Source organism: Streptomyces sp. Alt3 (assembly GCF_030719215.1).
In the GTDB taxonomy this organism is placed as follows: Bacteria; Actinomycetota; Actinomycetes; order Streptomycetales; family Streptomycetaceae; genus Streptomyces; species Streptomyces glycanivorans.
Genome location: NZ_CP120983.1, coordinates 4,046,151 through 4,067,038, shown reverse-complemented (window position 1 = coordinate 4,067,038; position 20,888 = coordinate 4,046,151). Strand labels below are relative to the sequence as shown.

General features: G+C 69.6%; 13 protein-coding genes and 2 pseudogenes. 9 read left to right on the top strand and 6 right to left on the bottom strand.

The window, feature by feature from the left end; translation table 11 throughout:
• Positions 1 to 139: 139 nt before the first annotated feature.
• Positions 140 to 1,198, bottom strand: a complete 1,059-nt coding sequence (locus P8A20_RS17875; protein WP_147958541.1) for a metallophosphoesterase — start codon at positions 1,196 to 1,198, stop codon at positions 140 to 142.
• A 174-nt stretch (positions 1,199 to 1,372) separates the two neighbouring features.
• Positions 1,373 to 2,485 carry a LacI family DNA-binding transcriptional regulator gene (locus tag P8A20_RS17870; protein WP_147958540.1) on the bottom strand — a complete coding sequence of 371 codons (1,113 nt, stop codon included), beginning with the start codon at positions 2,483 to 2,485 and terminating at the stop codon, positions 1,373 to 1,375.
• Positions 2,486 to 2,899: 414 nt separating this feature from the next.
• On the opposite strand from P8A20_RS17870, the gene hisC reads away from it, so the two are divergent.
• From hisC to P8A20_RS17840, 5 genes and pseudogenes are all read left to right on the top strand, one after another.
• Positions 2,900 to 3,979, top strand: a complete 1,080-nt coding sequence (hisC, locus tag P8A20_RS17865) for a histidinol-phosphate transaminase (protein WP_147958539.1) — start codon at positions 2,900 to 2,902, stop codon at positions 3,977 to 3,979.
• Positions 3,980 to 4,307: 328 nt separating this feature from the next.
• Positions 4,308 to 5,816: a cytochrome ubiquinol oxidase subunit I gene (locus tag P8A20_RS17860; RefSeq protein ID WP_147958538.1), complete on the top strand. Its 1,509-nt coding sequence runs from the start codon at positions 4,308 to 4,310 to the stop codon at positions 5,814 to 5,816.
• Positions 5,817 to 5,835: 19 nt separating this feature from the next.
• Positions 5,836 to 6,837 (top strand): cytochrome d ubiquinol oxidase subunit II, encoded by a 1,002-nt coding sequence (gene cydB, locus P8A20_RS17855; protein WP_147958537.1) that lies wholly within the window; start codon positions 5,836 to 5,838, stop codon positions 6,835 to 6,837.
• Positions 6,838 to 6,881: 44 nt separating this feature from the next.
• A pseudogene (gene cydD, locus P8A20_RS38715) lies at positions 6,882 to 10,460 on the top strand (thiol reductant ABC exporter subunit CydD).
• Between the two features lie 62 nt (positions 10,461 to 10,522).
• Positions 10,523 to 12,229 (top strand): sensor histidine kinase, encoded by a 1,707-nt coding sequence (locus P8A20_RS17840; protein ID WP_147958535.1) that lies wholly within the window; start codon positions 10,523 to 10,525, stop codon positions 12,227 to 12,229.
• A 63-nt stretch (positions 12,230 to 12,292) separates the two neighbouring features.
• On the opposite strand, the gene P8A20_RS17835 is transcribed toward P8A20_RS17840, so the two are convergent.
• The 4 genes and pseudogenes from P8A20_RS17835 to P8A20_RS17820 form a co-directional block, all read right to left on the bottom strand.
• Positions 12,293 to 13,135 carry a Cof-type HAD-IIB family hydrolase gene (locus P8A20_RS17835; RefSeq protein WP_147958534.1) on the bottom strand — a complete coding sequence of 281 codons (843 nt, stop codon included), beginning with the start codon at positions 13,133 to 13,135 and terminating at the stop codon, positions 12,293 to 12,295.
• 178 nt (positions 13,136 to 13,313) lie between these two features.
• Positions 13,314 to 14,225 (bottom strand): LLM class flavin-dependent oxidoreductase, encoded by a 912-nt coding sequence (locus P8A20_RS17830; protein WP_147958533.1) that lies wholly within the window; start codon positions 14,223 to 14,225, stop codon positions 13,314 to 13,316.
• Positions 14,226 to 14,331: 106 nt separating this feature from the next.
• Complete coding sequence (locus tag P8A20_RS17825; RefSeq protein WP_147964415.1) at positions 14,332 to 14,874, bottom strand: RNA 2'-phosphotransferase; 543 nt, start codon at positions 14,872 to 14,874, stop codon at positions 14,332 to 14,334.
• A gap of 382 nt (positions 14,875 to 15,256) precedes the next feature.
• A pseudogene (locus P8A20_RS17820) lies at positions 15,257 to 17,048 on the bottom strand (SDR family oxidoreductase).
• Positions 17,049 to 17,292: 244 nt separating this feature from the next.
• Here P8A20_RS17820 and P8A20_RS17815 point away from each other — a divergent pair.
• Genes P8A20_RS17815 through P8A20_RS17800 form a run of 4 tightly spaced genes read left to right on the top strand, consistent with a single transcriptional unit; the run spans position 17,293 to position 20,868 of the window.
• Positions 17,293 to 18,312: an ABC transporter ATP-binding protein gene (locus P8A20_RS17815; protein WP_187282093.1), complete on the top strand. Its 1,020-nt coding sequence runs from the start codon at positions 17,293 to 17,295 to the stop codon at positions 18,310 to 18,312.
• Positions 18,302 to 19,210 (top strand): ABC transporter permease, encoded by a 909-nt coding sequence (locus P8A20_RS17810; protein ID WP_306103853.1) that lies wholly within the window; start codon positions 18,302 to 18,304, stop codon positions 19,208 to 19,210. The genes P8A20_RS17815 and P8A20_RS17810 overlap by 11 nt, the downstream gene beginning before the upstream one ends.
• Positions 19,207 to 20,118 (top strand): ABC transporter ATP-binding protein, encoded by a 912-nt coding sequence (locus tag P8A20_RS17805; protein ID WP_014155164.1) that lies wholly within the window; start codon positions 19,207 to 19,209, stop codon positions 20,116 to 20,118. The genes P8A20_RS17810 and P8A20_RS17805 overlap by 4 nt, the downstream gene beginning before the upstream one ends.
• A gap of 30 nt (positions 20,119 to 20,148) precedes the next feature.
• Positions 20,149 to 20,868 carry an ABC transporter permease gene (locus tag P8A20_RS17800; protein WP_147958531.1) on the top strand — a complete coding sequence of 240 codons (720 nt, stop codon included), beginning with the start codon at positions 20,149 to 20,151 and terminating at the stop codon, positions 20,866 to 20,868.
• Positions 20,869 to 20,888 lie beyond the last annotated feature (20 nt).

Genomic DNA, 20,888 nt, shown 5'->3' with positions numbered 1-20,888 from the left:
GATCAGGCGGAAACGGAGGAGAGCCTGCTACTGATACGCCGATGGTAGAGCGCCTACGCCACAGGGTGACAGGGGGTTTCCGGAAATAGGTCCGACCCGTCGACGGCGCCGGGTCGTGACGCTCCTTCCCCGACGACCGTCAGTCATGCAGGGGGAGTTGGACGACCAGTAGCTTTCCGGCCATGGTCACTCCGCCGTCCATGGCGATGGCGAGTCCTTCCGCGTAGACGTGCGGGCCGTCCACCACGGGCCGTGAGACGTCCTCGCCCTCCTCCGGTCCGACCTCTCCGAGCAGGTACGGAATGGGGCTGTGACCGTGGACGACGCGCTGCCCGCCGTAGGTGTCCATCAGTTCGCGGACGGCCTGTGCGCCGCCCTCGTCGCGGAAGGCGAACCGCTTGGTGAGTTTGCGGAAGAGGTCCCAGCACTCGTCGGCGTCGTTCCGCGTGAGAATGGCGTGCACCGTGTCGTTGACGTCCTCGATGGTGGTCCCGTAGTCGAGGTAGGCCGTCGTGTCGGAGTGCATGAGCAGATGCCCGTCCTCCTCGACGACCGCGTCGAGCCGGGCCATCCACTGCAGGTGGACGTCCTGGAGCCGCTCCATGTCCGTCTTCTGACCGCCGTTGAGCAGCCAGGCGGCCTGGAAGGTCGCGGTTCCGGCCCCGGAGTTCACGGGGGTGTCGCCGAACCTCTTCGCGCCGAGCAGAAGGAGTTCGTGGTTGCCCATGAGGGCCTTGCAGTACCCGCCGGCCGCCGCGGCCTCCGCGGAGAGCCGCATGACGAGGTCGATGACGCCGATGCCGTCGGGGCCGCGGTCGGTGAAGTCGCCGAGGAACCAGAGCCTGGCGTTGCCTGCCGCCCACCGCCCGTCGGCGTCGACGAGGCCCTGCTCGGCCAGGGCGGCCAGCAGTTCGTCCAGGTAGCCGTGGACGTCGCCGACGACGAACAGCGGACCGCGGCCCGCTTCGCCTGCGGGCCGGGCGTCCGGAACGGTCTGCACCTGGACGGTGTCGCCGCGGTTGATCACGGGCAGATCGCGCTCGGTGGGGGTGTACCCCGCCGGTGGCTCGTCGCCCACCGCGACGTCACCGGGGTGCGGCAGGGCCGCTCCCATCGGCACCTGCGCGTACGGCGGTACGCGGAAGTCGCGCAACGTCGCTGTCCGCACCACGGGTTCCTGACCGGCCCCCTGAGTCATCGACCCCTCCACCACCGTCGCGCCTCCGTACACCTGACGGTCCCTGCCTGGTAGAGGTGGTCCGCGGTGTCGTGCGCCCATCATAGGAATGCGGATCGTTCTGTGTGACGCACCAGGGGTGGTGAATCCGTGCGCACACCCGGTTCATCGGCCGTTTGGTCCGAATTGATCCGATCAGTCCCCGGCAGGGGATCGCGGAGCGCTGACCGTGGTGCGCGGCGGACGCCGTTGCGAGGACGTACGGACGATGAGCTCCGTCGGTATCACCTGCTCCACGGGTCCGTCGTGTTCGACGCCTTCGATGGCGTCGATGAGGAGCTGGACGACCGCTGTGCCGATTCTGCGGGGCTTCAGCGAGAGCGTGGTGATGGGGGGTTCGGTCGACGCGTACACGGTGGATTCGCTGCAGCAGACGAGCAGGAGGTCCTCCGGGACCCGCAGGCCGTAGCGGCGTGCCGCGGCGAGCAGATCCGTGCCGTTGGGGTCGAAGAGCCCGTAGACGGCGTCAGGGCGGTCCGGGCGGGCCAGGAGCCGGTCGGCGGCCACCGCTCCCGCGCAGGGGTCGTGAGCCGGGTAGGACTCGTAGACGGGGTCCTGGCCGACCCGCTCGCACCAGTGGAGGTAGGCGGTGGTGGAGAGCCGGGTGTACGTGTCGGTGGTCGTGCCGGTCAGCAGCCCGATGCGGCGGGCTCCCGCGGCCGCGAGATGGTCCAGGAGGTCGAGTACGGCCGCCCGGTGATCGTTGTCGACCCAGGCGGTGACCGGCAGGGTGCCCGCCGGGCGTCCGTCGGAGACGACGGGCAGGCCCTGGCGTACGAGTTCGGTGACGACCGGGTCCTGGTCGGAGGGGTCGATGACGACCGTGCCGTCGAGTGCGACGTTCGACCAGACGTCGTGGCGTGACGTGGCGGGAAGGATCACGAGGGCGTAGCCGCGGGCGAGCGCGGCCGAGGTGGCGGCTCTCGCCATCTCCGCGAAGTACGCGAACTCGGTGAAGGTGAAAGGTTCATCCCCGTACGTGGTCACGGTCAGGCCGATGAGCCCGGACTTGCCCGTGCGGAGGGTCCGGGCCGCCGCGGACGGGCGGTAGCCCAGCCGCTCGGCGACCTCGCGGACATGCCGGCGGGTGGCGTCCGGGAGCCTGCCCTTGCCGTTGAGCGCGTCGGAAACGGTCGTGATGGAGACTCCGGCCGCCGCGGCCACGTCCCGGATCCCCGCCCGTGCCTGTCGGCCGCTGCGCCGGGGCGTCTCTGTCCGGCTCACCTGGTGCTTCCCTGCTGCTGTCATGGCGAGCCGATAGTAGGGGTCCGACGCCGGGTTGAGCCGGTCGCATATGCCTACGTCGGCAGGCACGTTTCTGCATGATCATAGACGCTTAAATGCCTTGTAAATCACGGGTGTTGATGGCGTCAGGATTAATGTGTCATGCATCGACGCGCATGTACCTGCTGAATGCTGCATGTCTCGAAGCGGTCTCAACTCACCTGTTCGAGGGATGCGCGCCACGGAGTGCGCGACCGGCGCACGGGGCGATGCGCGACGCTCCCCCCTCCCGAAGTCCTGCCGAAGTCGGCCGGGGCGGTGCGCGGCCACCGTTTCCGTCCGGAGGGGACGATTTCGGATCCGGGCCGTTCGCACAGGTGCCCAATCCTCATATGGTGAGCAGTATTGATGTGTACGGATGGTCGAGGAGGACCTGCGGTGAGCGAGACGAGCCCCAAGCTGCGCGCCGAGCTGGACGGCGTCCCTGCGTATGTGCCGGGCAAGCCGGCGTCCGCGGACGGACCGGTGGCCTTCAAGCTGTCCTCCAACGAGAACCCGTATCCCCCGCTGCCCGGTGTCATGGAATCGGTGCTCTCCGCGGCCGCCGCCTTCAACAGGTACCCGGACATGGCCTGCACCGGTCTGATGAACGAGCTGGCCGACCGGTTCGGGGTGCCGGTCTCCCATCTGGCCACCGGCACGGGATCGGTCGGTGTCGCCCAGCAGCTGCTCCAGGCCACTTCGGGCCCGGGTGACGAGGTCATCTACGCCTGGCGCTCGTTCGAGGCGTACCCGATCATCACGCAGATCAGTGGTGCGACCTCGGTCAAGGTGCCGCTGACCAGCGGTGAGGTGCACGATCTCGACGCCATGGCCGACGCGGTCACCGACCGGACGCGGATGATCTTCGTCTGCAACCCGAACAATCCGACCGGCACGGTGGTGCGCCGGGTGGAGCTGGAACGGTTCCTGGACCGTGTTCCGGACGATGTCCTGGTCGTGCTCGACGAGGCGTACAGGGAGTTCATCCGGGACGCCGACGTGCCCGACGGCATCGAGATCTACCGGGACCGGCCCAATGTCGCGGTGCTCCGGACCTTCTCCAAGGCGTACGGCCTCGCGGGCCTGCGGGTCGGTTTCGCGGTGGCGCACGAGCCCGTGGCGGCGGCGCTGCGCAAGACAGCCGTCCCCTTCGGCGTCAGTCAGGTCGCCCAGGACGCCGCCGTGGCGTCCCTCCGCGCCGAGGACGAGCTGCTGGGGCGGGTCGGATCGCTGGTCGGCGAGAGGGCCCGGGTGTACGACGGGCTCGTGCGGCAGGGCTGGACCGTCCCGGAGTCCCAGGCGAACTTCGTCTGGCTGAGGCTCGGGGAGCGGACGCTCGACTTCGCCGGCGTCTGCGAGCGCGCGGGTGTGGTCGTGCGGCCGTTCGCCGGTGAGGGTGTGCGGGTCACGATCGGGGAGGCCGAGGCCAACGACGTGTTCCTCAAGGTCGCGAAGTCCTTCCGGCAGGAGCTGTAGCCGCGAGGCCGTACCGCGGCCCCTTCCGGTGGCCCCGCACCTCGATTGCCGAGGTGCGGGGCCACTGCTGTTCCCGCCGCCGGCCGCCTGCCGGATCCGTGTCGGAGAGGTTGTCCGGTTTCGGCCGGGTGGGCGGGGTCGGCCTGGTTTCGGTCGAGTCGGCCCGGTCGGCCGGAAACCACCCCCCACCCGATGGCTTCGAAGACATGTGCGCCATAATGCTTGTGAATGTGAACGCGTTCACAAGCGAGCCCCGTTTCCTCCCGTGATCGGGTGGTTCGACCGGGCGTCCCGCGGCTGTGATCACGGCGACGTAAGGAGAAGAGTCGTGGACCTGGCTCTGGCACCAGAGACTCTGGCGCGATGGCAGTTCGGCATCACCACCGTCTACCACTTCCTGTTCGTCCCTCTGACGATCTCTCTCGCCGCGCTCACCGCCGGCCTGCAGACCGCCTGGGTGCGCACGGACAACGAGAAGTACCTCAGGGCGACCAAGTTCTGGGGCAAGCTCTTTCTGATCAACATCGCCATGGGTGTGGTCACGGGCATCGTCCAGGAGTTCCAGTTCGGGATGAACTGGTCCGACTACTCGCGGTTCGTCGGTGACGTCTTCGGCGCTCCGCTCGCCTTCGAGGCTCTGATCGCCTTCTTCTTCGAGTCCACCTTCATCGGGCTGTGGATCTTCGGCTGGGACAAGCTGCCGAAGAAGATCCATCTCGCCTGCATATGGATGGTGTCCATCGGCACGATCCTCTCGACCTTCTTCATCCTGGCCGCCAATTCCTGGATGCAGCACCCGGTCGGCTACCGGATCAACGAGGAACGCGGCCGTGCCGAGCTCACCGACTTCTGGAAGGTGCTCACCCAGGACACCGCGCTCACCCAGTTCTTCCACACCATCACGGCGGCCTTTCTCGTCGGCGGTGCCTTCATGGTCGGCATCTCCGCCTTCCATCTGGCCCGCAAGAAGCACATCCGGGTGATGCGCACCTCACTGCGGGTCGGGCTGGTCACGGTGGTGGCGGCGGGGATGCTCACCGCCGTCAGCGGAGACACCCTCGGCAAGGTGATGTTCAAGCAGCAGCCGATGAAGATGGCTGCGGCGGAGGCGCTGTGGGAGGGCGAGGACGGTGCCCCCTTCTCGCTCTTCGCCGTCGGTGATGTCGCCGAGGGGCACAACGACGTCGAGGTCTCCATCCCCGGAGTGCTCTCGTTCCTCGCGGACAACACCTTCACCTCCTACGTTCCTGGCATCAACGACATCAACAAGGAACTGCAGGAGACCTACGGCCCCGGTGACTACCGGCCCAACATCCCGGTCGCCTTCTGGAGCTTCCGCTGGATGATCGGCTTCGGCATGGCGTCGTTCGGGCTCGGTCTGCTCGGGCTTTGGCTGACGCGGCGGAAGTTCCTGCTGCCTCCGGCGCTGCGCACCGGCGAGGACGAGGTGCCGAACCTGGTCCTGTTCAGGAACAAGGCGCTCAGCCCGAAGCTCGCCAAGCTGTACTGGATCACAGCCCTCTGGACCATGCTCTTCCCCTTGATCGCCAATTCCTGGGGCTGGATCTTCACCGAGATGGGGCGGCAGCCCTGGGTGGTGTACGGGGTGTTCCAGACCCGCGACGCCGTCTCCCCGGGGGTTTCGCAGGGGGAGATCCTCACCTCCATGATCGGTTTCACCGCGCTCTACGCGGTGCTCGCCGTCATCGAGGTCAAGCTCCTCCTGAAGTACGTCAAGGCCGGACCGCCCGAGCTCACCGAGGCCGACCTCAACCCGCCCACCCGGATCGGCGGCCACGACCAGGACGCCGACCGGCCGATGGCCTTCTCCTACTGAGATCAAGCGGAGCTGAGAGATGGAACTCCACGACGTCTGGTTCGTGCTCATAGCCGTCCTGTGGACCGGCTACTTCTTCCTGGAGGGATTCGACTTCGGAATCGGGGTCCTCACCAAGCTGCTGGCCCGGGACCGCAAGGAGCGCCGGGTCCTGATCAACACGATCGGGCCCGTCTGGGACGGGAACGAGGTGTGGCTGCTCAGCGCGGGCGGGGCGACCTTCGCGGCCTTCCCCGAGTGGTACGCCACCCTGTTCTCCGGTTTCTACCTGCCCCTGCTGGTCATTCTGCTCTGTCTGATCGTGCGCGGGGTGGCGTTCGAGTACAGGGCGAAGCGGCCCGAGGAGCGCTGGCAGGCCAACTGGGAGCACGCGATCTTCTGGACCTCGCTGATCCCGGCCGTCCTCTGGGGCGTGGCCTTCGGGAACATCGTCCGCGGCGTGAAGATCGACGCCGACATGGAGTACGTCGGCAACCTCTGGGACCTGCTCAACCCGTACGCCATCCTGGGCGGGCTGGTGACGCTGTCCCTCTTCACCTTCCACGGGGCGGTGTTCGCCGCGCTCAAGACCGTCGGGGACATCAGGGCCCGGGCCCGAGGGCTGGCCGTGAAGCTGGGTCTGGCCACCGCAGTGCTCGCGCTGGGCTTCCTCGTATGGACCCAGGCGGACAACGGCAACGTCCGGAGCCTGGTCGCGATGATCATCGCCGTGGTGTCGCTGGTCCTGGCCATCGCTGCCGTTTCGGCGGGCCGCGAGGGCTGGTCCTTCGCGTTCTCCGGAGTGACCATCGCCGCAGCCGTCGCGATGCTCTTCCTGACGCTCTTCCCGAACGTCATGCCGTCCTCGCTGAGCGACGCCTGGAACCTGACCGTCTCCAACGCATCGTCGAGTCCCTACACCCTCAAGATCATGACCTGGTGCGCGGGGATCGCCACTCCGGTGGTGCTGCTGTACCAGGGCTGGACGTACTGGGTGTTCCGGAAGCGCATCGGTACGCATCACATCGCCGACGCGCACTGAACCGGCCGAGTCAATGACATGAGCTCACTGGGGAGCTGTTTCACGTGAAACCGATCGACCCGCGTCTCCTCCGGTACGCCCGGGCCACCCGGTTCTTCCTGGCGGCCGTGGTGGCCCTGGGGCTGGTCGGAGCCGCTCTGGTCATCGCCCAGGCGATGCTCGTCGCCGAAGTGGTGGTGGGCGGGTTCGAGGACGGGCTGTCCGTCGCCGGGCTCCGCACACCGCTGCTCCTGCTCGCCGCCGTCGCGCTGGGGCGGGCGGGAGTGGCCTGGCTGACCGAACTGGCCGCGTACAGGGCGAGTGCCGCGGTCAAGTCCGAGCTCCGTGGCCGGCTCATGGAGCGGGCCTCCGAGCTTGGCCCGGACTGGCTGAGCGGGCAGCGCACCGGGTCGCTCATCGCATTGGCCACACGGGGTGTCGACGCCCTCGACGACTACTTCTCGCGCTATCTCCCGCAGCTTGGGCTCGCGGTCGTCGTCCCGGTGGCGGTCCTGGCCCGGATCGTCACCGAGGACTGGGTCTCCGCGGCGATCATCGTGGTGACTCTGCCGCTGATTCCGCTCTTCATGATTCTGATCGGGTGGGCGACCCAGTCCCGGATGGACCGCCAGTGGAAGCTGCTGTCACGGCTTTCCGGGCACTTCCTCGATGTGGTGGCCGGGCTCCCCACGCTGAAGGTCTTCGGCCGGGCCAAGGCGCAGGCCGAATCGATCCGCAGCATCACCTCGCAGTACCGCCAGGCCACGCTGAAGACCCTCCGGATCGCCTTCCTGTCCTCCTTCGCGCTGGAGTTGCTGGCGACTCTCTCCGTGGCACTGGTCGCGGTGACGATCGGAATGCGGCTCGTCCACGGAGAGCTCGACCTGTACACGGGGCTGGTCGTTCTCATCCTGGCGCCGGAGGCCTACCTCCCGATCCGTCAGGTCGGTGCCCAGTACCACGCGGCCGCGGAAGGGCTCTCCGCCGCGGAGGAGATCTTCGCGGTGCTGGAGACCGAGCCCGTGGCCGGCGGTTCCCAGGACGTGCCGCAGCAGCTGCGGCTGGAGCTGGACAGCGTGGCGGTCCGGCACCGGGGCCGGACCGCGCCCTCGCTGGATGCCGCATCCCTCGTGGTCGAGCCCGGGGAGACCGTCGCCCTGACCGGCCCCAGCGGAGTCGGCAAGTCCACGCTGCTCAGCGTGGTGCTGGGGTTCACCGTTCCGGACGAGGGGCGGGTACGGGTCGGCGGGACCGATCTTTCCGCTCTCTCCCCGGAACGCTGGCGCGAGCAGATCGCGTGGGTGCCGCAGCGGCCTCATCTCTTCGCCGGGACGATCGCGGACAACGTACGGCTGGCCCGTCCGGACGCGGACGACGCGGCGGTCATGGCCGCGCTGCGGGAGGCAGGGGCCAACGACTTCGTGGCCGCGTTGCCGGACGGTGCCGGAACACAGCTCGGTGAGGACGGTGCCGGTCTCTCCGCGGGCCAGCGACAGCGGCTCGCGCTGGCGAGGGCCTTCCTCGCCGACCGGCCTCTGCTGCTGCTCGACGAGCCGACGGCGAGTCTGGACGGCGAGTCGGAGGCGGGCATCGTCGACGCGGTACGCAGGCTGGCCGAGGGCCGCACCGTGCTGCTGGTCGTCCACCGGCCAGGCACTCCTCTCGGTCGCGGACCGGGTGGTGGCGCTGGAGCCGCGCCCGGGCGGGCTGCCCGAGGGGAAGACCCCGGCCGGTAGGACCACTTCGGGTGTCCCGGACTCCGCGGATGCCGTCCTCGAGGTCGGGGACGGCGGCGAGCGCCCGAGCAGGGGGAGCCGGCAGTGGACGATGACGTCCCTGCGCTGCTCCAGGACACCGCTCCCAGGGCCGGTGGCCGTGTTCTCGCCCGGGTCAGGGAGGCCGCCGGCTCCCAGCACGGGAAGCTGGGACTGGCCCTTCTGCTGGGCAGCCTCGCCGTGGGGTCGTCCGTCGGACTCATGGCCGTCTCCGGATGGCTGATCTCACGTGCCTCCGAGCAGCCCCCGGTGCTGTATCTGATGGTCGCGGTGACCGCGACCAGGGCCTTCGGTATCGGCCGGGCCGTCTTCCGCTACGCGGAGCGGCTGGTGTCCCATGACGCCGTGCTCAGGATGCTCGCCGAGCTCAGGGTGGCCGTGTACCGCGGCCTGGAACGCGTCGCGCCCGCCGGTCTCCGGACCACGCGACGTGGCGACCTGCTGTCCCGGCTGGTCTCCGATGTGGACGCACTGCAGGACTACTGGCTGCGGTGGCTGCTGCCGGCCGGAACCGCGCTGGCGGTCGGATCGGGGGCGGTGGCCTTCACCGGCTGGATGCTGCCGGAGGCGGGCGCGGTCCTGGCCGTCGGACTGCTCCTCGCCGGCGTGGGAGTGCCGTGGCTCAGCGGGCTCTGCGCCCGCCGCGCCGAGCGCCGGCTGGCACCCGCCCGGTCCGCGCTGGCCGTCCGGGTCGCCGATCTCCTCGGCGGCACGGCCGAGCTCACCGTCGCCGGTGCGCTGCCCGACCGCAGGGGGCAGGTGCGCACGGCGGACGGCGTCCTCACACGGATCGCGTCGCGCGCGGCGGCCGCGACCGCGCTGGGCGGCGGGCTCTCGGCTCTGATCTGCGGGCTCACCGTCGTGGGTGCGGCGGTCTTCGCGTTGCCGGCGGTGTCCGACGGCCGACTGGCAGGTGTGGAGCTCGCAGTGGTCGTCCTCACTCCCCTCGCTGCCTTCGAGGCGGTGACAGGACTGCCGCTCGCGGTGCAGTACCGGCAGCGGGTCGGGCGGAGCGCGGAGCGGGTCTTCGAGGTGCTGGACGCCCCCGTGCAGGTCGAGGAACCGGCAGAGCCGGCCGACGCGCCCGCCTCGCCCTTCCCGCTTGACGTACGCGGGCTGTCCGCCCGTTACGAGGGCGCGGAGCGCGATGCGCTGCACTCGCTCGATCTGACACTGGACCCCGGCAAACGGGTCGCCGTCGTGGGGCCGTCCGGTTCGGGGAAGACCACGCTCGCGCAGGTCCTGCTCCGCTTCCTGGACGCCCGGGAGGGGACGTACCGTCTGGGCGGCACGGAGGCCTCCGCGCTGGACGGCGACACGGTCCGGACCTTCGTCGGGCTGTGCGCCCAGGACGCACACGTCTTCGACAGTTCCATCCGTGAGAACCTGCGGCTCGCCCGCCCCGGTGCGACCGATGCCCAACTGCGGGACGCCCTTGCCGCGGCCAGGCTGCTGGACTGGACCCTGTCCCTGCCCGACGGCCTCGACACGCTGGTGGGCGAACACGGGGCCCGGCTGTCCGGCGGACAGCGGCAGCGGCTGGCACTGGCCCGTGCGCTCCTGGCCGACTTCCCCGTGCTCGTGCTCGACGAGCCCGCGGAGCACCTCGACCTGGAGACGGCGGACGCGCTGACCGCCGACCTGCTGGCCGCGACCGAGGGGCGCACGACCGTGCTGATCACCCATCGGCTGGCCGGGCTCGACGCGGTCGACGAGGTTCTGGTGCTGGACGGAGGACGGGTGGTGCAGCAGGGTCCGTACGCCGCTCTGGCCGCACAGGACGGCCCGTTCCTCCGGATGCTCCGACGTGAGCAGGAACCGATGCGTGTCGCGGCGGGGCGGAGGGAGACGGTGTCCGTGCGGGGCTGAGGGGCAGCCGGTGTTCAGGATTCCGACTTTCCGTACGAATGGGTGCTTATTACGCTCGGGGCATGCCCGAGCCTGACCCGAAGGACTCGCCCGGATCCGCGCAGCAGACCAGCGGAGGTCTGCGAGGGCTCTCCGCTGAGCTGACGGCACGTGTGCCGCAGCTGCTGGAGGCAACGAGGTCCGTCGGGACGGGCCTCGAACTCCACGCCACCCTCGAGCGCATCTGTGAGACAGCGGCCGAACTCGCCCACGCCCGCTATGCGGCCATCGGCGTCGTCGAGACGCCCGGTGAGAACCTCTGCGACTTCATCACCCACGGGGTGCCGGAGGAGACCGCCCGGGCGATCGGACGCCCGCCCGACGGGCACACCGGGCTCCTGGGGGCACTGATCCAGGAGGGCGTGTCCATCCGCCTGGAGGATCTGGAGACGGATCCGCGCTTCGCGGGCTTTCCGGCGGGCCACCCGAAGATGCGTACCTTCCTCGGGGTTCCGATCCAGGACCAGGACCGGACCTTCGGCAATCTCTACGTGATGGAGAAGTACGACGGGGACGCCTTCGGCGACGACGCACTGCACATGCTGCGCGTGTTGGCCACGGAGGCCGGGATCGCCATCGGGCACGCGCGGATGTACGAGGCGGCCCGCAGGCGAGAGCGCTGGATCGACGGTTCGGTGGCCGTCACCACCGCGCTCCTCTCGGGAGGGGACGCCGACGAGGCACTCGCCGTCGTCGCAGAGCAGGCGCGCCGTCTCGCCGACGCCGAGGTCGGCATCGTGCTGCTTCCGGCCGCGCAGGGAGGCCTGGAGATCGTCGCCGTCGCCGGGGACACACCGTCCGCCTCCCTCGGCGTGATCATCCCGCCGCAGAGCCCCGTGGTCGCGGCGCTCCTGAGGGGCGAGGAGGTGTTCCTGGACGACTCGGCGACAGACCCCCGGCTGATCACCAGGCTGGCCGATCAGTTCGGCCCGCACATGCTGCTCCCGCTGCGCAGCGGCGGCCGGGTGCTGGGGGCCCTGTCCATCCCGCGGGTCCGGGGCGCTCGGCCGTTCACCCGGGCGGAGCGGACGCTGGCCACCCATTTCGCCGCGCAGGCCGCACTCGCCCTGAAGCTGGCCGAGGCCCAGCGGGACCGGGAGCGGCTCGCCGTCTACGAGGATCGCGACCGGATCGCCCGGGACCTCCACGACCTGGTCATCCAGCGTCTGTTCGCCACCGGGATCATGCTGGAGGACGCTCAGCGGCGCTCCTCGGTCCCCGCTGTGCAGGCCGGCATCGGACGGGCCGTAGACGAGCTGGACGTGACCATCCAGGAGATCCGCACCGCCATCTTCGCGCTGCAGCAGGAACCGGCGGAGGCTCCGTCGGGGCTGCGGACCCGAGTGCTGCGGGAGATCAACATGGCGGCGGTCCCCCTGGGTTTCATGCCCGCGCACCGATTCCTGGGGCCGGTCGACTCGCTGGTGGGGGAGCTCGCGGGCAAGAACCTCATCGCGGCCCTTCGTGAGGCGCTCTCCAACGTGTTCCGTCACGCGGGGGCATCGAGGGTCGAGGTGACGGTGGACGCGACCGCGGTGCTGCCGGACGGGCGGGACGGGGTACGGCTGACGGTGGCCGACGACGGGGTCGGGATCCCGGACGGCGGACGGCGCAGTGGGTTGCGGAACCTCGCGCGGCGGGCCGAGTCCCTCGGCGGCGCGAGCTGGTTCGGGCCGGGGACAGGGGCGGACAGCGGCGGCACGACGGTGACCTGGGAGGTCCCGCTCTGACGCAGGGCGACCGGCCCGGTGCCGTGGGACGGCACGGGCGGGCCACCCCGGCTACCAGTGACCTCAGCGCGCGGCGAGGATCCGCTCGATCACGACCGCGACACCGTCCTCGTCGTTCGTGAGCGTCACCCCGGACGCCGCGGCCACGGCGGCCGGATGGGCGTTGCCCATGGCGAACGACGCACCGGCCCAGCTCAGCATCTCCACATCGTTGGGCATGTCCCCGAACGCGACGACCTCGTCCGCCGAGATCCCGCGCTCCGCACAGCAGGCGGCGAGCGTGGCGGCCTTGGAGACTCCGAGTCCACTGATCTCCAGCAGCGCGGTGGGGCTGGACCGGGTGAACGACGCATGGTCCCCCGCGATGTCACGGGCCAGCGAGAGGAAGGCGTCCGGAGCGAGCTCTGGGTGGTGGGCGAGGACCTTCAGGACCGGCGCCCCGGTGCCCGGAACCTCCTCGCGGAGCAGCTTCTCCGCGACGGCGACCGTGGCACCCGGATCCATGTGGAACGGGGGATAGGCCGGTTCGTAATGGATGCCGGTGGCCAGCTCGACGGCGAAGGAGACTCCGGGAGCCGCCTCGCGCAGGGTGTCGACCACGGCCAGGGCGACCGCGCGGTCCAGCGGATACGTCCTGAGGAGTGTGCCGTCGTGGAGATCGGCGACCGCTGCCCCGTTCGCGCAGATCGCCATGCCGTGACGCTGCACATGGGGGCTGACGACGTCCATCCAGCGGGCGGGCCTGCCGGTGACGAAGAAGACCTCGATTCCCGCCTCTTCCGCGGCCGCCAGTGCGGCTGTCGTGCGGTCCGACAGGGTCTTGTCGTCGCGTAGGAGGGTGCCGTCCAGATCGGTGGCGATCAGCCGGGTCACGGCCGGCAGAGGCGAGTCGGTAGCTGAGGTCACCCGGCCATTCTCCCGTACGGAGTCGCACGGGCGTGCAGAGGGGCGCACATCTGAGAGGGTGAGCCCGTGAGCTGCGGTACCTGACTCCGGCATATGCCAAGGGCTCCGATCGGCGAACCTCCCCGGTCGGGGGCTGCCGCAGCGTCCCCGCCACGCTCGGAGACGGGGACGCGAGCGGTCAGTCGAACTGGGCCAGGGCCTCGGTGGCGATCCGCTCGAACACCTTGGTGTCCAGGGCGAAGACGGAGTCGGGTACCGGCCAGTGGACGACGATCTCGGTGAATCCGAGCTCGAAGTGTGTTCCCGCGAAGTCCACGAACGCGTCGAAGGACCCCAGGGGGCTGCCGGGCGTGAACCCGGTGAGCAGGATCTTGTCCAGTTCGGCGACGTCGCGGCCGGCTTCCTCACAGGCCGCGCCGAGCCGTGCGATCTGACCGCGGACTGCTTCCACGGACTGATCGGGCGTCCCGGACTCGAACAGCTTCGGGTCACCCGTCGTCACCCATGCCTGGCCGTGCCGCGCCGCGAGCCTCATTCCGCGCGGTCCGGTCGCGGCGACCGCGAAAGGCAGCCGGGGACGCTGCACACAGCCGGGGATGTTCCGGGCCTCGTTCGCGCTGTAGAACCGCCCTTCCTGCGTGACGGTCGGCTCCCGGAGCAGCCGGTCGAGCAGCGGGACGAACTCCTCGAAGTGGTCGGCGCGTTCGCGCGGGTTCCACGGCTCCTCGCCGCTCCCCCGCAGCGTGGTGGCGTCGAAGCCGTTTCCGCCCGCTCCGATCCCGAGGGTGATCCGCCCGTCGGACACGTCGTCCAGGGTGATGAGCTCCTTCGCGAGCGTCACCGGGTGCCGGAAGTTGGGTGAGGTCACGAGCGTTCCCAGACGCAGGCGCTCGGTGGCCGCGGCAGCGGCCGTCAGGGTCGGCAGGGCTCCGAACCACGGGCCGTCGCGGAACGTCCGCCAGGCCAGGTGGTCGTAGGTGTAGGCCGCGTGGAATCCCAGCTCCTCGGCGCGTACCCACAGCGGCCGGCCGCCCTGGTTCCAGCGGTGGATGGGCAGGATCACGGTGCTCAGTCGACGGGAGGAGGTCATGGTCACGACTCTACGGCGGTCCACCGGGGGCTCCGTCGGCCGCCGGGGGACGGGGTGCGGGTGGGAGGAACGACCCCCGCAGGCCGCTTGGCTCCCGCAGGCCGCGTCACTCCCGCAGGCGCAGGTAGAGCGTCGGCACGCAGTCGGTGAGCCAGACCCCGTTGGCGGTGACGTGGAAGGAGTGGCCGGCCCGGTGCATGGCTCCCGAGTCCACCGGAAGGACGATCGGCGCTCCGCGGCGGGCGCCGACACGGACCGCGGTCTCACGGTCGGGGGAGAGGTGGACATGGTGCCGGCTCATGGGCCGGAGCCCCTCGGCGCGGATGGCCTCCAGCGCCCGTGCCACGGTCCCGTGGTAGAGGTACGCGGGCGGTTCGGCCGCAGGCAGGCCGAGATCCACGCTGACGGAGTGGCCCTGGTTCGCCCGGATGCGATCGCCGTCCAGGGCGAAGCGTTGTTTGTCGTTGGCCGCCACCACGTGGTCGAGTTCGTCCCGTGTGAGGGCGAAGCCCTGCCGGGCACACGCCCGCAGCAGTTCGTCGACGGGCACCCAGCCCTGCGCGTCGAGACTGATCCCGATCCGGTCGGGTTCATGGCGGAGGTGCTTCGACAGGTACTTGGACACCTTGACGGTGCGTCTTTCGTCCATCTCGCCAGAGTGCCCGGGTCACGTCTCCCGGTGCACCCCGATTTCATCCGGCGGAGACGGTACTTTTTGACGCCCCCAGGTTTGATCCACAAGCAACTCGGTTTATCCACAGGGCTTTTGGCGAATCTGTGGACAAGTGATGACGCTTATGCGGCAGTTGATCAACTCTGCCTTCAAATAAGCGTGATATTCCTTTTGGGTGGAAATGCCGCACTCAACAGGCCGTGACCGCAACGGACATGCTCAAGTCCGCTCCTCGGCTGCAAACATGCGCAAACATCGCTCGCAGTACCTGACTTGGACAAATCGTTCCAAAGGCCAAGCCAAACCCAGTGCGGAAACTGGTGGTTGGGCACCCGAAGTGCTCAACTCAGGCCGCCCGTCACAGTGGTGGCTTCAGTCGTGCGATGCCTCGCAGCATCCGTGGGCTGATCCGTGACAGCAGCCGAGCGCCACGGGCCTCGGGCGTCACCGGAACCACCGCCCGGTTGTGCACCACGGCTTCCAGGATCGCCCGGGCCGCCTTCTCCGCAGGGTAGTTGCGGACGGAGTACAGCCGAGTCGTCCGCTTCCGGAGGCGCTGCTGCTCCACCTCGTCGGCGCCCGCGAAACGCGCGGTCCCGGTGATGCCCGTGTTGACGAATCCCGGGCAGATCGCACTGACCCCGATCGACCGGTCGGCCAGCTCCGCGCGCAGGCACTCGCTGAGCATCAGCACCGCCGCCTTGGAGGTGCTGTATGCGGGCAGCGCGCGTGACGGCTGATAGGCCGCCGCCGAAGCGACGTTGACGATGTGGCCGCCCTGGCCCCGGTCCGCCATCTGCCCGCCGAAGATCCGGCAGCCGTGGATGACACCCCACAGATTGACGTCGAGGACGTCACGCCATTCCTTGCTCGTCGTTTCGAGGAAGGATCCGGACAGTCCGATACCCGCGTTGTTGACCAGGACGTCCACCACGCCGCAGTCGGCCGCGACCTTCTCCGCGAGCTTCTCCATGGCCTGTTCGTCACCGACGTCCACCACCTCGGCCCATGCGGCAGGCGCGCCGACCAGGCGGGCGGTCTCGGCAGTCCGGGCCACGCCCTCGGCGTCCCGGTCCACGGCCACCACTCGTGCTCCGGCCTGTGCGAACGACAGCGCCGTGGCGCGTCCGATGCCCGAAGCGGCGCCCGTCACCAGGACCAACAGGCCGCCGAAACGGTCCGCATGGGCTCCCTTGGCTGCCGGCGCGGGTGAATCCGAGGCGTCGGAATCGGGCAGGTCGTCCTGCTTGCCGGGCTTCGCCGGCCTCGACGAACTCGCTGATCCAGGCGGACAGCTGGTCCGGCCTGGTGCGCGGGACCCAGTGCTTCGCCGGCAACGTTCGGCGTACCAACCGGGGCACCCAGGTCTCCAGTTCGTCGTGGAGCGACGGGGAGAGGAAGGCGTCACCGGTCGGTGTGATCAGCTGCACCGGTACGTGCGCGTGGGCGTCCGGGCGCGGGCGGCGCAGCCGGGTCCGGATGTTGTCACGGTAGAGCCAGGCTCCGTGGGCCGCGTCCTGCGGGAGTGACGCCGTCGGATATCCGTCGGCGGGGACCTTCTCCATCCTCTGCAGAATGCGTGGCCACTGCCTGCCGAGCGGCCCGCGCCAGGCCATTTCCGGGAGAGCGGGGGTGTGCAGCGCGTACACGTACCAGGACTTGGCGCCCTGGCCGAGCAGCTGCCCCACGCGGCGAGGACTCGGCCGCGACATCCGCTGCTGGATCCAGTGCCCGAAGTGGTCGAGGGAAGGGCCGGACATCGACGTGAACGAGGCGATGCGCCCCTTGGTCCGCTCCACCGTGGCGAACTCCCAGGACTGGACCGAGCCCCAGTCGTGGCCGACCACGTGGACAGGCCGGTCCGGGCTGACGGCGTCCACCACGGCCAGGAAGTCGTCGGTCAGTTTCTCCAGTGTGAAACCACCGCGCAACGGCTTGGGGGCCGTCGACCTGCCGTGGCCCCGCACGTCGTAGAACACCACGTGCCAGCGGTCCGCCAGCCGCCGGGCGACCTCGGACCAGACCTCCTTGCTGTCCGGATAACCGTGCACCAGCACGATCGTCGGCTGTGAAGGGTCGCCCAACTCGGCGACACACAGCTCGATCCCACCGGTTCGCACCCAGCGCTCACGCGCGCTTCGCAGATCCACGCCGCCTCCTCGTCCCTGTGCCGGCGTCGCGGTACGCGTCCGTAACGTGACACCGCTGAATGTGGCAACCGCGGGACGGTCGCGTCAAGGGATCATCCGGACCTGCCCGCGTCCGGCGTCGGCGCGGGGGCGCGGTGTCCTCCCTCGTGGGGTCCCCCCTACGGGTCCGTACGCCTGGAGTCGGACCCCGATCCAGCCGCCTGGTCTGACGACTCCTGTGGTGCGCGCCACTACCTTCGATGACGTGACTGTGATCGCAACCGAAAGCCTGAGCAAGCGGTTCCCGAGGGTGACCGCGCTTGACCGGCTCTCCTTGGACATCGGACCGGGCGTGACCGGCCTGGTGGGTTCCAACGGGGCCGGCAAGTCCACACTGATCAAGATCCTGCTGGGTCTGTCCCCCGCCACCGAAGGCCGGGCCGCGGTGCTCGGGCTCGACGTGGCCACCGAGGGCGCCGCGATCCGGGAGCGGGTCGGGTACATGCCCGAGCACGACTGTCTGCCTCCCGACGTCTCGGCGACCGAGTTCGTCGTCCACATGGCGCGGATGTCCGGGCTACCGCCCACCGCCGCGCGTGAGCGCACCGCGGACACCCTGCGGCACGTCGGTCTGTACGAGGAGCGCTACCGCCCCATCGGCGGCTACTCGACCGGCATGAAGCAGCGGGTGAAGCTGGCCCAGGCCCTGGTCCACGACCCGAGGCTGGTCCTCCTCGACGAGCCGACGAACGGCCTCGACCCCGTCGGCCGCGACGAGATGCTCGGTCTGATCCGCCGTGTCCACACCGATTTCGGCATCTCGGTGCTGGTCACCTCCCACCTCCTGGGGGAGCTGGAGCGGACCTGTGACCACGTCGTCGTCATCGACGGCGGATCACTGCTGCGGTCCAGCTCGACCAGCGACTTCACCTCGGTCACCACGACCCTGGCGGTCGAGGTGACCGACAGCGACGATCATCCTGACGGCACGGGCGCGCTGCGCAAGGCCCTCACCGAGGCCGGGATCACGCTCCTGGGCCACGACGGACTCGACGCCGAGGGGCTGCCGGGAGCGGGCCACATCCTCCTGGTCGAGGCGACGGGCGAGGAGACCTACGACCTGGTCCGCGACAGCGTCGCCGGGCTCGGACTGGGCCTCGTCCGGATGGAACAGCGTCGCCACCGCATCGCCGAGGTCTTCCGCGCCGGAGAGGCGCACCAGGCGGCTCCGGCCGCGACAGCCGGCGTCGGACAGCAGAAGGGGAGCGGTCACCATGAGCACTGAGACCGGGACCGTGGCCGGGAGCGACGCCTCCCGCATCCACAACATCGGATACCGCTCCTACGACGGGGTCCGGCTGGGTCGCGCCTACGCCCGCCGTTCCCTCTACTCGCAGTCCCTGCGGGGCTCGTTCGGACTGGGGCGGTCCGCGAAGTCCAAGGTGCTGCCGATGCTCCTGTGCGGCGTGATGTGCCTGGTGGCGCTGATCCTCGTAGCGGTCGCCATCGCCACGCCCAACATGACGAAGCTCCCCATCAGGTACACGGACTTCGCCATCTACCTGCAGGCCGTGATCGGGCTCTTCATCGCCTCCCAGGCGCCGCAGTCGGTCTCCAGGGACCTGCGTTTCAAGAGCGTGCCGCTGTACTTCTCGCGGCCGATCGAACGGGCCGACTACGTCGTGGCCAAGTACGCCGCGATGGCGTCCGCCCTGCTCGTCCTCACCGGGCTGCCCCTCGTCATCCTCTACGTGGGTTCGCTGCTCGCGAAGTTCGACTTCGCCGACCAGACCAAGGGCTTCGGGCAGGGGATGGTCTCGGTGGCCCTGCTCTCCGTGCTGTTCGCCGGGCTGGGCCTGGTCGTCGCCGCCCTGACACCCCGCCGGGGCTTCGGGGTCGCCGCGGTGATCGCGGTCATGACCATCACCTACGGCGCGGTCTCCACGGTCCAGGCGATCGCCTGGCAGACGAGCTCGGCCGACGCGATCACCTGGCTGGGGCTGTTCTCCCCGATCACCCTGATCGACGGGGTGCAGACCGCCTTCCTCGGTGCGGCGTCCGCCTTCCCCGGCGGCGAGGGCCCCGGGGCCGCGGCGGGCGTGGTCTATCTGATCGTTGTTCTCGCGCTCGTCGCCGGCTCGTACGCCGTACTGATGCGCCGCTACCGGAGGGTCGGGCTGTGACCACCATCGAGATCGACCACACCTCGCGCTGGTTCGGCAACGTGGTCGCCGTCAACGACGTCAGCATGTCCGTGGGGCCCGGTGTCACGGGGCTGCTCGGCCCCAACGGAGCGGGCAAGTCCACGCTGATCAACATGATGGCCGGTTTCCTCGCGCCGTCGACCGGCAAGGTGACGCTCGACGGCACGCAGATCTGGCGCAACGAGTCCGTCTACAAGGCCATCGGGATCGTGCCCGAGCGCGAGGGCATGTACGACTTCCTGACCGGCCGCGAATTCGTCGTCGCCAACGCGGAGCTCCACGGACTGGGCGACGCGGCCGCGGCGAAGGCACTGGCCACGGTCGAGATGGAGTACGCGCAGGACCGCAAGATCTCCACGTACAGCAAGGGCATGCGCCAGCGCGTGAAGATGGCGTCCGCCCTGGTCCACGACCCGTCGGTGCTGCTGCTGGACGAGCCGTTCAACGGAATGGACCCGCGTCAGCGGATGCAGCTCATGGACCTGCTGCGCCGGATGGGAGCGGAGGGACGCACGGTGCTCTTCTCCTCCCACATCCTGGAGGAGGTCGAGCAGCTCGCCTCGCACATCGAGGTGATCGTGGCGGGCCGGCACGCGGCGTCCGGCGACTTCCGGAAGATCCGCAGGCTGATGACGGACCGGCCGCACCGCTATCTCGTACGGTCCAGCGACGACCGGGCGCTCGCCGCGGCGCTCATCGCGGACCCCTCGACCGCGGGGATCGAGGTCGACGTGACGGAGCGGGCCCTGCGCATCCAGGCGGTCGACTTCGGACGCTTCACGACCCTGCTGCCGAAGGTCGCGCGTGAGAACGGCATCCGGCTGCTGACCGTCTCCCCGTCCGACGAGTCCCTCGAATCGGTCTTTTCCTATCTCGTAGCGGCCTGAGTAGTGGCCCATAAGGAGCTGTGAAGCGTCATGTACGACCCCACAGTCGCCCGGCTCACCTACCGGGCCCTGCTCGGCCGGCGCCGGGCCGCCATCCTGTTCGTCCTGCCGGTCCTGCTGGTGGCCATCGCCGTGGCGGTGCGGGCGTTCGCCGGAGCCGACGACGGTGTCGCCTCCGGTGTTCTGGGCGGTTTCGCCATCGCCACGATGGTCCCGCTCATCGGCGTCATCGCGGGGACCGGCGCCATCGGTCCGGAGATCGATGACGGTTCGATCGTCTATCTGCTGGCCAAGCCGGTGAAGCGACCCGCCATCATCTTCACCAAGCTCATCGTGGCCATCGGCGTGACGATGCTGTTCTCGGCCCTGCCGACACTGATCGCCGGGCTGATCCTCAACGGCAACGGCGGACAGATCGCGGTGGCCTACACGATCGCGGCGCTGGTCGCCTCGATCGCGTACAGCGCGCTGTTCCTCCTGCTCGGTACGGTCAGCCGGCACGCGGTCGTCTTCGGCCTCGTGTACGCCCTGGTGTGGGAGGCGCTCTTCGGCAGCCTGGTACCGGGCGCGCGGACGCTCAGTGTGCAGCAGTGGTCCCTCTCGGTCGCCGAGAAGGTCGCCGGGGACGGCCTGGTCACCTCGGACGTCGGCCTGCCGCTGGCGACCGTCCTGCTGGTCGGCGTCACGGTGATCGCCACCTGGTACGCGGGTCAGAAGCTGCGCGCGCTGAAGCTCGCCGGCGAGGAGTGAGACCTCTCGCCTCCGGACAA

Excerpts from the sequence above, each read along its gene's own strand:
- P8A20_RS17875 (WP_147958541.1), bottom strand. The coding sequence starts at position 1,198 with ATGACTCAGGGGGCCGGTCAGGAACCCGTGGTGCGGACAGCGACGTTG.
- P8A20_RS17870 (WP_147958540.1), bottom strand. The coding sequence starts at position 2,485 with ATGACAGCAGCAGGGAAGCACCAGGTGAGCCGGACAGAGACGCCCCGG.
- cydB (WP_147958537.1), top strand. The coding sequence starts at position 5,836 with ATGGAACTCCACGACGTCTGGTTCGTGCTCATAGCCGTCCTGTGGACC.
- P8A20_RS17840 (WP_147958535.1), top strand. The coding sequence starts at position 10,523 with ATGCCCGAGCCTGACCCGAAGGACTCGCCCGGATCCGCGCAGCAGACC.
- P8A20_RS17830 (WP_147958533.1), bottom strand. The coding sequence starts at position 14,225 with ATGACCTCCTCCCGTCGACTGAGCACCGTGATCCTGCCCATCCACCGC.
- P8A20_RS17825 (WP_147964415.1), bottom strand. The coding sequence starts at position 14,874 with ATGGACGAAAGACGCACCGTCAAGGTGTCCAAGTACCTGTCGAAGCAC.
- P8A20_RS17810 (WP_306103853.1), top strand. The coding sequence starts at position 18,302 with ATGAGCACTGAGACCGGGACCGTGGCCGGGAGCGACGCCTCCCGCATC.
- P8A20_RS17800 (WP_147958531.1), top strand. The coding sequence starts at position 20,149 with ATGTACGACCCCACAGTCGCCCGGCTCACCTACCGGGCCCTGCTCGGC.